The following is a 13,374-nucleotide window of genomic DNA, read 5'->3' on the forward strand; positions in this document are numbered from 1 at the left end:
CTGTATTTGTTGATGGTGGCGCGCAAGCGTGATCCTGGCGGGGCACTGGTCAGCCTGAAAAGCCTGGCGCTGTTGCTGCTGTTTGTCGTGACCATCATGCTGGTGCAATGGCTGGGCCTGCCGGTGGCATCCGGCCTGGGCGCCACCGCGACTGTGCTGCTGCTGGAGCGCGGCCGCCGCTGGGGGCCGGCGGTGGCCACGGGTGTATTTTTCGGATTGCTGACGCATTTTGGCTTTGGCGAGCTGCTGGGTGTGCCTTTGCCCTGACAGGCCGGGGCATCCCAGGCGGACGTCATCAGGCGGCCGCTGCCCGCGCGGGCAGCGGCCGCTTTTTTGCGCTCAGGGGCGGGGCGCTGGCGGGCAGGCTAAGCCAGCAGGCCGCGTTCGCGCAAAATGGCAAACATGGTCAGAACGCCGGGTACCTGTGCGGGCTGCAAGAGGTATTCGGCGTAAGAAAAGTACCGCGCATCGCCAATTTCCTGGCTGGCGCTGAACTGGTCGTCCTGGGCGTCATACAGAAAGCAATCCTGCTCCATCACGATATGCGCGGCCTCGCCGTAGGCCGGCGCGGACACATGGCAAAGGAATTGCAGCCTGCTGGTATCCAGCGCCAGCGTCAGTTCTTCTTCGATTTCGCGCAGCAGCGCCTGTTGCGCGGTTTCCCCGGCATCTATCTTGCCGCCCGGCAAATACCAGGCCTGTTTGTTATTGCTGAAGGCCAGCAGCAGGCTTTGCGCTTTGACGACCACCAGCGCGGCCGTGGGTAAGGCCTTGGCCGCAGGGGGCGCAGCAGGGCAAACGGGGGCGGGCGCGGGATCTGGTAGAGATTGGGCGGTCATGCTAGGTGATAAAAGCAATAAAAAGGCATTAAAAAAGTGGGTGCCGGTCTATTCTAGCCTGCGGGTTTGCCAGCCGCCGAGGCTGGCCTATACGGCAGCGCCGGTGGGCGCGGCATTCTGCGTATGATGCATGAGCGGCTCCTTTTCCCGCCGCCAGGCCCTAGAATGTCAGTCATGTTGAAGGCTTGCCATAGAGCATGGCCCAGACCTGCCTTTTTATGGAGACAATATGCTGACCATTCAGCTTGATATCGCTCAGACGACGGGTATTGCTGCGGTACTGCTGGTGCTGGGGGAATGGATACGCAACCGGGTGGAAGTGCTATCGCGCTACTTCATTCCGGGCCCGATTATTGGCGGTCTGGTCTTTTCTCTGGTGGCGTTGGCTGGGCATCTGACAAACACCTTCTCTTTCGAGTTTTACGACAACATGCGTGCGTTCATGTTGCTGGTGTTTTTTACCACGATCGGTTTTTCCGCCAGTCTGGATCTGCTGAAAAAGGGCGGTCTGGGCGTGCTGCTGTTTCTGGCGGCTGCACTGGGCCTGGTGCTGCTGCAAAACCTGCTGGGCACTTCATTGGCGGCCATGCTGGGTGTCAATCCCATGATTGGGCTGGCAGCGGGGTCGGTGGCGTTGACGGGAGGGCATGGGACTTCGGCGGCTTTTGGTCCTTTGCTGGAGCAGGCTGGCGCGACAGGCGCCTTGCCGGCAGCGATTGCCGCGGCAACCTGGGGTTTGGTGGCTGGCTGCATGATAGGCGGGCCGGTGGGCAAGTTGTTGATGCGGCGTTATCGTCTGCATGGCCCGGCACAGCCGGGGCCGGATGCCGCGCAGGCGGAGCCTGGCACGGGTGATGAGGCCCAGCCGCCGGAAGCAGCGACGGCATTTGGCGACCAAATTGATGGCAAAACAGTGATGTATGCCTCGATTCTGATCGCTCTGTCGATCGGCGCTGGTTCGCTGGTGGTCAAATTGCTGGCCTATATTGGCCTGACGGTCCCGGCTTATCTTGGCGCCATGCTCGTGGCGGCAGTGGTGCGCAATGTCATCGACTGGCGCAAAGGCATGTTGCCGCGCCGTCAGTTTGAAGTTGTCGGCGAGGTATCGCTCGCTTTTTTCCTCGCCATGGCCCTGATGTCCATGAAACTCTGGGAACTGGCGGATGTCGCGGGGCCTTTGCTGCTGATTCTTGTCGCCCAGACGGCAATGATGTTTGCCTACGCGTATTTCGTCACGTTCAGGGTGATGGGGCGTGATTATGATGCGGCCGTGATTGCTGCCGGGCATTGCGGGTTTGGCATGGGGGCAACCCCCAATGCCATGGCAAATATGCAGGCCTTCACCTTGGCCAATGGCCCTTCGGTCAAGGCATTTTTCGTGATCCCGCTGGTGGGCTCATTGTTCATCGACTTTTTCAATGCTGTCATCGTGACTTCCTTCATCAGTTATCTGCGTTAACGGGGGCTGAGATGTCCGGGCAGACCGCGAAGGCCTGCCTGGATGGAGGGAATGCGTTTAAAGCGTGCCGGCGGCAGACGTGCCAACGCGATAGTAGGTCGGCGGCGCGGCGCCATTGACTGCGAAATCACCGACCTGGCGTTCCCGGTAAACGCGGGGATTGTGCGAGGAAATCGTGCGGGCGTTGCGCCAGTAGCGGTCCAGCCCGGCCTGGCGCAGCGTGGCCGAGGCGCCCAGGGCATCAAAGAGTTCCGTGCTGGCTTCCAGCACCAGCCGCGTGAGCACCGAGACGGCCTGATCGACTTCCACATGAGCAAGGATGGCCGCCTGGGTCTGAGCTTGGGTTTGGGGGTGGGTTTGAAAGCGGGCCTCGCCAGGGTCGGCGCGCTGCCGGTGCGCGTCATGGCTGCGCTGAACGGCCTGTGAGGCATGCAGGGTCAAGGCGCCCGCGGTATAGGCGGCGGCATGGGCACGCCCCACTACCTGTAAAAGCTGCGGGTCCTGGGCGGCGCTGGCGCTGTTGCCGTGGCTGTAAACACGGTCGCGCTGTTGCAGCCTGCGGGCGACATCACCGGCAAGCGCGCGCCCGATACCGGCCAGAGACGCCAGATGCACCAGTTGATAAAACGGCACGGCATAGGGAAAGCGTGCGGCCCCGGGTTTGATCCATATATCCTCTACCGCTACCTGGGTGAAGATGGCGGTGCCGCTGGCGGTCAGCGCCTGGCCGAATCCGTCCCAGTCATCCACGACTTCCACGCCAGGCGCCTGGCGTGCCACCTGCAGGTAGTGCGTATTGCCTTCGTGGTCCTGGGCGGCGACAGAAATCCAGTCGGCAAAGAGCGAGCCGGTGGTGTAGAACTTGCGCCCGTCCAGGCGCCAGCCCTCGGGGCCGCGGCTCAGGCGTGTGGCAAAACTCCCGACTTGGGCGGGGCCAGCTTCGGACAGACCGGCACCTATCAGGTCGCCCTGTGAGAGCCGTTCCAGCCAGAAATCGCGCCAAGGGGAGGGGTCAGCGCTCAGGACTTCTTCGGTAAAGCCCAAATGCGCCCGCAAGGCATTGACGACATTGGTATCCGCTTCGCCCAATTCCACCAGCAGGCCGAAGAGTTCAGTCAGGGTGGCAGCCTGCCCGCCCTGCGCGGCGGGCAGGCGCAGGCGGGTGAAGCCTGCTGCGCGCAGCCAGCGGATTTCATCATGAGGTAGGCGGCGTTGCAGGTCGCGCTCGACCGCGCTGGCCCGAATACGGGCAAACACCGGCCGCAAGTTTTGCGCAAGGGCTTCGTAGCGTTCGCTAGGGGGCGTGCCCCAGGCCGGGTAGGCCGGTGCGGCAGAATCCGCTGGCAGCGGTGCGGCGGGCGTGCTGGATGTGTTGAGCGTGTTGGGCGTGTTGGGCGTGGCGGAGGCCAGGGCAGCAGGGTATTCCTGAATATGGGACATGGCAATCTCGGAAAGGGAAAGAGGGGGCCGGTGGTGAAGGGATCCATACGCTTCGCCATCAGGCTGTGATGGATCAGGGCGCGGCAGGCAATCAGACGGCAGTTTGAGCCGGGGAGCGGGCGGCGTGGGCGGCGTGGGCGGCGTGGGCCGGGGCAGGGTATGCCGGATGCGCTGACTGTGCCGGTCGTGACGGGGCGTGGGCGGGGCGTTTGAGCCCCAGGTGTTCGCGCAGCGTGCGGCCTTCATAAGCGGTGCGGAAGAGCTGACGGCGCTGCAATTCGGGGACGACATGTGTGATGAAATCGCTCAGGCCGCCAGGCAGCCAGGGCGCCATGATGTTGAAGCCGTCAGCGGCGCCGGATTCGAACCAATGCTGGAGAAAATCCGTGACCTGGGCGGGCGTGCCGACTACCTGCTGGTGGCCGCGCGCGCCAGCGATGCGCAGATACAGCTGGCGCACATTCAGGCCGTCCCGGCGCGCCAGGTCTAGCAGCAATTGCTGCCGGCTCTTGGGGCCATTGGTTTCAGGCAGCACAGGCACCGGGTCTTCGGGCGACAGGCCGGACAGATCGGCGTTGCCCAGCGTGCTGGAAAGCAGGGCGATGCCGACGGCGGGATCGACCAGTTCCTGCAATTGCTCGAACTTTTCTTCGGCCTCCGCCAGGCTCGCGCCGATGACGGGAAAAATGCCGGGCATGATTTTGACGTCGTCCGCTTGGCGGCCATGGGCAGGCAGGCGGCGCTTGATGTCGGCGTAAAAGGCCTGGGCTTCTTCCAGTGTCTGGTGGGCCACAAAAATGACCTCGGCCGTCCGGGCGGCCAGCGCCCGGCCCGCTTCCGAGGCGCCGGCCTGTACCACCACTGGCCGCCCTTGCGGAGAGCGCGCGGCGTTGAGCGGCCCGCGTATGCGAAAGTGCTTGCCCTGGTAGTCCGGCAGATGCAGCTTGGCGGTATCCAGATAGATGCCGCTGGCCTTGTCGCGCGTGAAGGCGTCATCTTCCCAGCTATCCCAGAGCCGCAGCACGGCATCATGGAATTCCGTGGCGCGTTCATAACGCAGCGCATGGGCTTCCAGCTCGTCACGATTGAAATTCTGGGCTTCGGTGCGGCCGCTGGAAGTGACCAGATTCCAGCCGGCCCGGCCGCCGGAAATATGATCCAGCGAAGCGAACTTGCGCGCGACGTTATAGGGTTCGTGAAAGGACGTGGAAACGGTGGCGATCAGGCCGATTTTTCGGGTGACGGCGGCCAGTGCGGAGAGCAGGGTGACCGGTTCGAAAAAATCGCTGCGTGCCGTGCGCGCCAGGGATGCCGGATCGGTGCCGCGGATGCCGGAAGAGTCGGACAAAAAGATGGCGTCGAAGTGGGCCGCTTCGGCTTGCTGCGCCAGCGCGACATAGTGCTGGAAATTGCTGCCGGCATCAGCCTGGGCGCCAGGGTGGCGCCAGCCCGCGATATGGTGGCCGGTCTGCATCAGGAATGCGCCCAGGCGGATTTGACGAGGTGCGTGAGACATGAGGTTCCTTGAGTAGGCAGTGAGGAAGGGGCGGCACGCCGGTCAGGGGTGGCTGGCTGTGCTGGCGGGATCGCTGGCCTGAGCCGCGGCCGAGCGTGGAATGGGCAGGCCCAGGTGCTGGCGCAGGGTGCTGCCTTCGTAGTCCTGGCGGAACAGGCCGCGCTTTTGCAGCAAGGGCACGACCTGCTCGACGAAATCCTGCAGGCCGCTGGGCAGCAGGCCGGGCATGAGGTTGAAGCCGTCGGCGGCGCCGTGGCGGAACCAGTGCTCGATATCGTCGGCAACCTGTTCGGGCGTGCCCACAACTTCCCGGTGGCCGCCGCCAGCGGCATATTCCCCGAGGAACTCACGCAAGGTGAGCCCGCTGTGCTGCGAGCGCGCCAGAATGGCCCGGAAAAAGGTATGGCCGCCGTTGCCCTGATTGGGCAAGGGCAGGTCCTGCGGCAAGGGTTCGTCGAGCTTGAGCCGTTCCGGCGCCACCCCCAGTCTCCCGGCCAGCCGGTTCAGGCTGTGTTCGATAGGCACCAGCCCGATCAGCGCCTGGTGGCGTTGGCGGGCCTCTGCTTGCGTGCCGCCCAGGAAAACGCCGAGACCGGGCAGAATCTTGAGACTGCCAGGGGGGCGGCCTAGCGCCCCGGCCTGACGGCGCAGCCCTTGCGCATAGGCCAGGGCTTCTTCAAAGGATTGCGACGCCGAGAAGACGGCTTCGGCATGGCGTGCCGCCAGCGCCTGGCCATCCGCAGAGCCCCCGGCTTGGAACAGCACGGGATGGCCCTGGGCCGAACGCGGCTGGTTAAGAATACCGCCCACCTGGAAAAATTCGCCCGCATGATGGACGGCATGCAGCTTGCTGGTATCCGCGAAGCGCCCGGTGACGGCGTCGCCTATCAGGGCTGTGTCTTCCCAGCTGTTCCATAAGGCCTTGACGACAGTGGCGAACTCATCGGCGCGGCGGTAGCGCTCGGCGTGGGCCAGCACATCTGGCTGGCCGAACTTCCTGGCGGACGAGGCATCGGCCGTGGTGACGATATTCCAGCCTGCGCGCCCGCCGCTGATGAGATCCAGCGAGGCCAGGCGGCGCGCCAGGTTGTAAGGGTCGTTGTAGGTCGTGGAAGCTGTCGCGATCAGGCCCAGACGGGTCGTGGCAGTGGCGATGGCCGTCAGGACAAGAGTGGGTTCCAGCGCAGTCACCGGCCCTGTGGCCAGGCCATCGGTCGTGACGGAGTCAGCCAGAAAAATAGCGTCGAACTTGCCTTTTTCCGCCCATTGGGCAATGCGGACATAGTGCTGTATGTCGATAAAGCCCAGCGGGTCATTTTCCGGCACGCGCCACGCGGAAGGCACGAAGCCCTGGAGCCAGGCGTTGACGTTCAGGTGCAGTTGGCGCGGAGGGGAGCGGCTCATGCGGTCGCCTTTTCGGGTCAGGATAAGTGGGACGGAAGGAGGGCGGGCGTGACGGGTTCAGGGTTGCAGGCGTTTCTGGTCAGGGACCACAAAGCCCCGATAGTTGTCATTGATAAAGGCGGCGACAGCATCGCTGAGCAGGTAATCCGTCAATTGCTGGATGCGCGGGTCTTCAAGCAATTCCGTGCGGGTGGTCAGCACGTTGGCATACGGGTTGTTGTGCTTGTCCTCCAGGGCCAGGGCGCTTTGTGGATCAATATCGTGCGTCAGGGCAATGTCGCCATTGATGAACGAAGCTTCCACATCTGGCAGCGACTTGGCCCGCAGCCGGGTTTCCGTCGGGATGAACTTCAAGTGCCGGGGGTTGGCGGTGATGTGTTTTTCATCTATCGCCAGGGCGGCCGATGAACCGTCAGATTGCGGGTGGCTGAGTTCCAGCAGGCCTGCCTGCTGCAAAATGAACAGGGCGCGCGGCAAGTTGGTCTGCTCATTGGGCACCAGCAGCGCGGCGCCATCGGGAATATCCTGAAGGGACGCATAGCGTGAGGAATACAGGCCGAAGACATTCACCAGCAGCGTAGCGGCATTGACCAGCCGGCCTTGGGCTTCAGGGTGCGCCGCCACCCAGGAATCAAAGAAAGGCCGGTGCTGCAACAGGGTGGCATCGACGTCGCCTTTGTAGAGCAGCTGGTTGGCATCCAGGCCCTGGTTGCTTTCGATGACCTTGAGTTTCAGGCCGCTGCGGTCCTGATTGGCCAGTTGCTGCACATAACGCAGAATGTCGCCTTGCGGGGTAGGCGTGACATAAACCTTGAGCGGTTCACTGGACACCGGGGCGGGGGCGGCCTGGGCTTGCGTTTGGGCCTGGGTCTGGGCAGCCAGGCTGCCGGTCAGCGCTGCCAGCGTCACGGCGCTCAGGGCCAGTAGCGTGCGCAGAGCATTGCGTTTTGGGGTGGGATTGGAGCTGGGATTGAAGCTGGGCTTGGGCTTGGGGAAGAAACGTGGCATCTAAGCATTCCTTGTGAAATGAAAGGGGGCGGGCGAAAGGAAAGGGCGAGCCTGCTGGGGAGGGGCTTGGGCGCTAGCGTTTGTGTTTGCGCAGCCGGATCCAGGCATCGCCGCTGAGCTGAATCATTTGCACCATGAGCACCATGGCAATCACGGCAATGAAGATCAGTTCGACGAACCAGCGCTGGTAGCCATAGGTCAGCGCGAAGTCGCCTACGCCGCCAGCGCCAATCGCGCCTGCCACGGCCGTGCCTTCCACCAGACCGACCAGAATGATGGTGGCGGAGGCGATGATGCCGGACAGGGATTCGGGCAGAAGAATGCGGAAGATGAATTGCGGCGTCGTCACGCCAATCACGCGGGCGGCTTCGATTCTGCCCTGATCCAATTCGCGCAAATTGGCTTCTATCAGGCGGGAAAAGAAAGGCGTGAAACCAAAGGTCAAAGGCACCAATGCCGCGACCGGGCCTAATGGCGTGCCGACAATCCAGCGGGTGACTGGGATCAGGATCACAATCATGATGATGAAGGGAATGGATCTGCCGGTATTAATGACGGTATTGAGCGAGTGATAGACCAGCGGCCTGGGGCACCATGAATTCGGCGCAGTCAAATACAGCGCCAGGCCGCAGGAAATACCCAGTGTCATTACCAGCACACCGGAAAAGAAAGTCATATAGAAAGTCTGGCCCAGCGCTTCCCAGAAATCAGGCAAATAAATTGTCCAGTCGCGCGCATTCATGCTTCTGTTACCTTTCCCAAGACAATGCTTTTTTCCCGCAGAATGGAAGACAGCGCCTGCACCAGGCTTGAGGGTTTGCCGCGGAAGTCGAAATCCACTTTAAATCTGGCGGCGTCCACGCCACCCAGGCGCTCCACGCCACCAGAGACCACGGCAGAAGAAAGATCCAGGCGCCTGGCTGCGTCAGACAAAAACGAACCCTGGGTGCGGATATCCGGCAGAATCAGGTCATAGCGGACCCAGCCCGGATGTGGGGCGTGCCCGAGATCCGGCGCGGGCAGAAGCTGGCGCCCGAGATAGGAATCCGCATCGTGCAGCAGGTCGCGCACCTTACCTGCCTCGATAATGCGGCCGGATTGGATGAGCGTGACGGAATCTGCGGCATAGCGCACGACATCCCATGAGTGGGTAATCAGAACGATGGTCAGGTTCAACTGCGCTTTGAGCTGCAGCAATAAATCCAGGATGACGGCGGTGGTCTCGGAATCCAGGGCGCTGGTGGCCTCATCGCAGAGCAGGACTTCCGCATCGGCCACCAGCGCCCTGGCGATTCCCACGCGTTGTTTCTGCCCGCCGGACAGTTGCGAGGGATAGGCATTTTCCTTGCCTTGCAAGCCAACCCGCTCTATCCACTCCCGTGCCTTGCGGCGCCGCGCCGTGCGCCCGACACCACGCACGGATAAGGGAAATTCAATATTTTCCAGCACCGTCTGGCTATGAAAAAGATTGAAATGCTGAAAAATGGTGGCCACCCGGCTCAGGTAATGCCGCATCGCCGAACCGTGCAAATCCGTCAGGCGTTGGTCTTGAAAATGAATATCGCCGCTATCCGGGCGTTCCAGTAAATTCAATAGCCGTAATAATGTGCTTTTCCCGGCGCCGGATGTGCCGACAATGCCGAAAAATGAATTCTTGGGTATTTCCAGGGAAATATCCGAAAGCGCGGGCAATGTTTCCTTGCCACGGCTAAATGACTTGGAGACATGTTCCAGGCGAAATGCATAGCTCATCGTCGGAAACCATTAAGGAAAATGGAGGGCAGATGGCTGCCCTTGAAAAATTCATTATTGGTTTGTATCGGGATTGAGCCAACAATCTAATTTCTATATTGATATTGGGGGCGGCAGGAATGTCTATATGGAATTCAGGCATGTCGTTTGCCGCTGCTGGCGGAATGGCTGAAGGTTTTCCCGTCACTCGGGTAAAGGGACGATCACCGCGCCTGTTGCCCGCTGGCCGGGCGCGGCAAGCACCGGGCAGGGCATCACACGCCAGTTTGCGCAGCGGGAAAGTGCGCGCTGACCGCATATATTGCAGCGCAGCAGGAGTATCCTTGAGCCCACTGGCGCCTGCGTGATCCGCGGGCGCTTGGAATGCCCCGTCCGGCACGCCGGGCAGGGGCTTGATCCCAGTTATTTTTGCGTAAGGCCACTTGGTGTTTCGACATGGACTTTGACATCATCGCCATCCTCACGGCAGTGGCGTTCTGCGCCGGTTTTTTCGATGCGATTGCCGGCGGCGGCGGGCTGATTACCGTGCCGGCGCTTTTTCTCTCAGGACTGGACCCGCTGGCTGCGCTGGCGACCAATAAATTTCAGGCTTCGGCAGGCTCGGTTTCGGCCACCGTGGCTTTTGCCCGCAAAGGCCTGATGGAGTGGAAAACCGGCAGGGTACTGGCCGCCTGTGCCATGGCTGGCGGGATTCTGGGGGCTTTGTTCGTCAGCTATGTCGATAAGAACTGGCTGGAAGCCAGCATCCCCGTCTTGTTGATTCTGGTGGCTGGCTATTTTGCCTTCGCGCCCCGGCTGGATGACGACAAGCGTAAAAAACGCATGACTCTGCTCGTTTTCGCATGTCTGGTCGCTCCGTTTCTGGGGTTTTATGATGGGGTTTTCGGCCCCGGCACCGGTTCGTTTTTCATGGTCGGCCTGACGCTGCTGTGCGGCTTGCCGGTGATGCGGGCGGTCAGTTTTACCAAGCTGGCCAATGCGTCCTGCAACCTGGGCGCATTGTTTATTTTTCTGCTCAACGGCGCCATCGTCTGGCCGCTGGCGCTATCCATGGCATGCGGCGCATTCGCTGGCGCTCAACTGGGGGCGCGTTGCGCGGTCAAGGTTGGCACCCGGCTGGTTCGGCCCATGATTGTGATTGTCTGTTGCGCGCTGGCGATCAAACTGCTCAGCTCTGCCGATAACCCGTTGCGGGTGGTCATAGACAGCTGGTTCTGAAGATTGAAAGCGCTCATGGCATGAGCGCCGCATGGATAGCCCGGGCTGGCGGAACAAGGCGAAGCACGCACCCGCCTCCCAGGGGGAAACAGGCGGCAGCCCGCGCGCGAGCGGATCGCCAACGCGTCATGAGCCTTATCTAAGCCGTCTGCGGGCGGCAAGGTATGCCTGATGGTTATGGCATGGCCCGGAATTGTTATGCCTGTCTCTTGAAAGTCGGCCCATATACTGGGCCGCACCAATGACTAAAACAAGGAGAGAGACAATGAAGGCAAAACGAGCAATCTGTGCCGGTATTCTGCTATTTTCCGCCATGGGCTGGAGTCTGGCGGCGGATGCGGCCCAGGAAGCGGCGGCACCCGCGACCAAACTGGTCACTTTGGGCACCGTGGCCGGGCCATTTCCCATGAAGACCCGGGCGCAGAACTCGAATCTGGTCGTTGTTAACGGCCAGCCGTATGTCTTCGACGCCGGGGATGGCGCGGCGCGGCGTTTGGCGCAGGCAGAAATTCCATTGCAGAAAATCGGCCACATTTTTCTGACTCATCATCATGATGATCATACGGCGGGCCTGGCGACCTTGATGTCCGTCGCCTGGGACAGCAAGCGCACTGAACCCATACAGGTTTACGGGCCGCATGGCACGCAGCAACTGGTCGATGCGGCCATTCAATACTCGAACCCGAGCGCTGTATTGAGAATCGAGGATGGCGGGCGCAGCAAGCCTATCAAAGAAGTCTTCTTCGGCAAGGACGTCGCGCCCGGCCTGGTGTATGAAGATGCCAATGTCAAAGTCTATGCGGCGGAAAACACGCACTTTGATTACCACAAGAATCAAACCGACTACGACCAATCCTATTCCTACCGCATAGAAACGCCGGACCGCATCATTGCCATTACCAGCGATACCGGCCCCAACGAAGCCACGGAAGCGCTGGCCCGCGATGCGGATTATCTGGTCGCTGAACTGAACTCGGTGGAGGCGCGCAAACAGGTGCTGATCGACCTGGGGCAATGGGATAAACATACCGAAGCGGAAAAAGCAGGCATCATGCGGCAGGCTGCCCAAGGCCACCTTTCACCCCGTGATGTGGGAGAGCTGGCCACGAAAGCCAAGGTGAAGGCAGTCATCCTGACTCACCTGACGCCGAAATTCAACAGCGATGACTATACCGACGAAGCACTGGAAGTCCGCCAGTACTACAATGGCCCGGTGATTGTTGCCCAGGATCTGGATAGCTTCTTCTAAGGCGTAGCAGGGCATGCGATTCAGGCGGGGCTGCGGCGGTTGTGGGGTGTGGCTCTGGGCTGGCGGGCGGTAAAAAGCATGCGCCAAAAGGGCGCTTGTCAGCGCATGCCAGGGCGCGGCTGTCTGAGTCCATCACCCTGAATAGATAGATGCAAGCAGGCATGAAATGCATGCACAAGCGGGAAGGCGGATGGTTGCTGCCGGTTTCCCGCTTTTTTATTGCAAGCCAGTATTTGTTTTTTACTTCTTTGAAGTTTGTTTTTGTGTTGCGGGGCTGCACGGATCTGGCAGAAATGGAAGCAAGGCTATAGTGAAACAGTTACGCCTAAATAATGTGATTTTGTTTCTATTTCAGAAAGGAGTCGGCTATGTTTTTTCAGTTATCGCGCTGTGTCATTGCGGCAGCGTTGTTGACCGTACTGCCCGTCGCGAATGCAGCCAGTGCAGCTCAGGCTGCAGATCCGCTACCGTCCTGGAACGAGGGAGGTACCAAGAGCAGCATTCTGGAGTTTGTGAAAGAGACAACGACCACAGGATCCAAAGACTTCGTGCCCTTGAAGGATCGGATTGCCACTTTTGACCAGGACGGCACGCTCTGGGTAGAGCATCCGCTCTATACGCAATTTCTCTATATCTTGAGCAAGGCTAACGACGTTGTTGCGAAGCACCCGTCTTTTGCTGAGCAGGAACCATTTAAAACGGTTCTGAGCGGTGATATGGAAAAAATCAGCAAGCTTTCCACACAGGAAATCTTACGCATTGCTGTCATAGCCCAGGATGGCCTCAGTGTGGAAGCCTATAACGCTGACGTAGAGAAATGGCTGGCCTCCGCCCGCGACCCGCGCTGGGGCAAGCCCTATACGGACCTGATTTATCAGCCCATGCTGGAACTCATGGAGTATCTGCGGGCCAATGGCTATAAAACCTACATCGTGACGGGCGGCGGCCAGGACTTCGTCCGCACTTATAGCGAATCGGTTTATGGCATTCCGGTGGAACAAATTGCAGGAACCTCGTTCAGCACCCAGTTCAAATATGACCCGGCTGGCAAAGCATACCTGGCCCTGCAACCCGAGCTGTTCTTCGATGATGATTTTGGCGGCAAGGCGCGCGGCATAGGCTTGTTCATAGGCAAGCGGCCTTATTTCTCCGCGGGCAACTCGACAGGCGACCGCGAAATGCTGGAATACACCACCAGCGGAGAAGGCCGCCGCCTGGGCATGCTGGTCTTCCATGATGATGCCAAACGCGAATATGCCTACGGCCCGGCCCAGGGCCTTCCGGAAACGCAAGTAGGAACCTTCACGCAGAACCTGTACGACGAAGCCGTCGCCAAAAACTGGTCCATCATCAGCATGAAAAACGACTGGAAGAAAATCTTCAAGTTCGATTGAACGCCATGCGCTGTTAGGCCGGGCTATCGGGCTATCGGGGAAATCACCCGCAAACCGGTAGCCGCGTTATCCTGGCTTCACACCAGACGCAAGCA

12 protein-coding genes are annotated in these 13,374 nt (G+C 60.6%); 5 read left to right on the top strand and 7 right to left on the bottom strand.

Annotated elements, in window-relative coordinates:
* Positions 1–267: tripartite tricarboxylate transporter TctB family protein (locus ACTJGZ_RS13530; protein WP_441663438.1), on the top strand; the 267-nt coding region annotated here is incomplete at its 5' end.
* Positions 268–365: 98 nt separating this feature from the next.
* Here ACTJGZ_RS13530 and ACTJGZ_RS13535 read toward each other — a convergent pair.
* Complete coding sequence (locus ACTJGZ_RS13535; RefSeq protein WP_441663439.1) at positions 366–839, bottom strand: NUDIX hydrolase; 474 nt, start codon at positions 837–839, stop codon at positions 366–368.
* 229 nt (positions 840–1,068) lie between these two features.
* Here ACTJGZ_RS13535 and gltS point away from each other — a divergent pair, with 229 nt between their 5' ends.
* Entirely contained in the window at positions 1,069–2,298 is a 1,230-nt protein-coding gene (gene gltS / locus ACTJGZ_RS13540) for a sodium/glutamate symporter (RefSeq protein ID WP_127773653.1), read from the top strand.
* A 57-nt stretch (positions 2,299–2,355) separates the two neighbouring features.
* Here gltS and ACTJGZ_RS13545 read toward each other — a convergent pair whose 3' ends face one another.
* The 6 genes from ACTJGZ_RS13545 to ACTJGZ_RS13570 form a co-directional block, all read right to left on the bottom strand.
* A complete protein-coding gene (locus ACTJGZ_RS13545) occupies positions 2,356–3,738 on the bottom strand; it encodes a monooxygenase (protein WP_441663440.1) in 1,383 nt (460 codons plus the stop codon).
* 91 nt (positions 3,739–3,829) lie between these two features.
* Positions 3,830–5,254, bottom strand: coding sequence for an LLM class flavin-dependent oxidoreductase (locus ACTJGZ_RS13550; protein ID WP_441663441.1), 1,425 nt, complete (start codon positions 5,252–5,254; stop codon positions 3,830–3,832).
* Positions 5,255–5,296: 42 nt separating this feature from the next.
* Positions 5,297–6,658, bottom strand: a complete 1,362-nt coding sequence (locus ACTJGZ_RS13555) for an LLM class flavin-dependent oxidoreductase (protein WP_441663442.1) — start codon at positions 6,656–6,658, stop codon at positions 5,297–5,299.
* 57 nt (positions 6,659–6,715) lie between these two features.
* The gene (locus tag ACTJGZ_RS13560) at positions 6,716–7,666 is read right to left on the bottom strand and encodes a MetQ/NlpA family ABC transporter substrate-binding protein (RefSeq protein WP_441663443.1); all 951 of its coding nucleotides are present in this window, start codon (positions 7,664–7,666) and stop codon (positions 6,716–6,718) included.
* A 73-nt stretch (positions 7,667–7,739) separates the two neighbouring features.
* The gene (locus tag ACTJGZ_RS13565; protein ID WP_441663444.1) at positions 7,740–8,408 is read right to left on the bottom strand and encodes a methionine ABC transporter permease; all 669 of its coding nucleotides are present in this window, start codon (positions 8,406–8,408) and stop codon (positions 7,740–7,742) included.
* The gene (locus ACTJGZ_RS13570) at positions 8,405–9,418 is read right to left on the bottom strand and encodes a methionine ABC transporter ATP-binding protein (RefSeq protein ID WP_441663445.1); all 1,014 of its coding nucleotides are present in this window, start codon (positions 9,416–9,418) and stop codon (positions 8,405–8,407) included. The genes ACTJGZ_RS13565 and ACTJGZ_RS13570 overlap by 4 nt, the downstream gene beginning before the upstream one ends.
* Before the next feature lie 435 nt (positions 9,419–9,853).
* Here ACTJGZ_RS13570 and ACTJGZ_RS13575 point away from each other — a divergent pair, with 435 nt between their 5' ends.
* The 3 genes from ACTJGZ_RS13575 (at position 9,854) to ACTJGZ_RS13585 (ending at position 13,279) form a co-directional block, all read left to right on the top strand.
* Positions 9,854–10,636, top strand: a complete 783-nt coding sequence (locus ACTJGZ_RS13575; RefSeq protein ID WP_441663446.1) for a TSUP family transporter — start codon at positions 9,854–9,856, stop codon at positions 10,634–10,636.
* A gap of 265 nt (positions 10,637–10,901) precedes the next feature.
* The gene (locus ACTJGZ_RS13580) at positions 10,902–11,885 is read left to right on the top strand and encodes an MBL fold metallo-hydrolase (protein WP_441663447.1); all 984 of its coding nucleotides are present in this window, start codon (positions 10,902–10,904) and stop codon (positions 11,883–11,885) included.
* Between the two features lie 368 nt (positions 11,886–12,253).
* Positions 12,254–13,279 (top strand): HAD family hydrolase, encoded by a 1,026-nt coding sequence (locus tag ACTJGZ_RS13585; protein ID WP_441663448.1) that lies wholly within the window; start codon positions 12,254–12,256, stop codon positions 13,277–13,279.
* Positions 13,280–13,374: the final 95 nt, after the last annotated feature.

The organism is Kerstersia sp. (assembly GCF_052103615.1).
Lineage (GTDB): Bacteria > Pseudomonadota > Gammaproteobacteria > Burkholderiales > Burkholderiaceae_B > Kerstersia.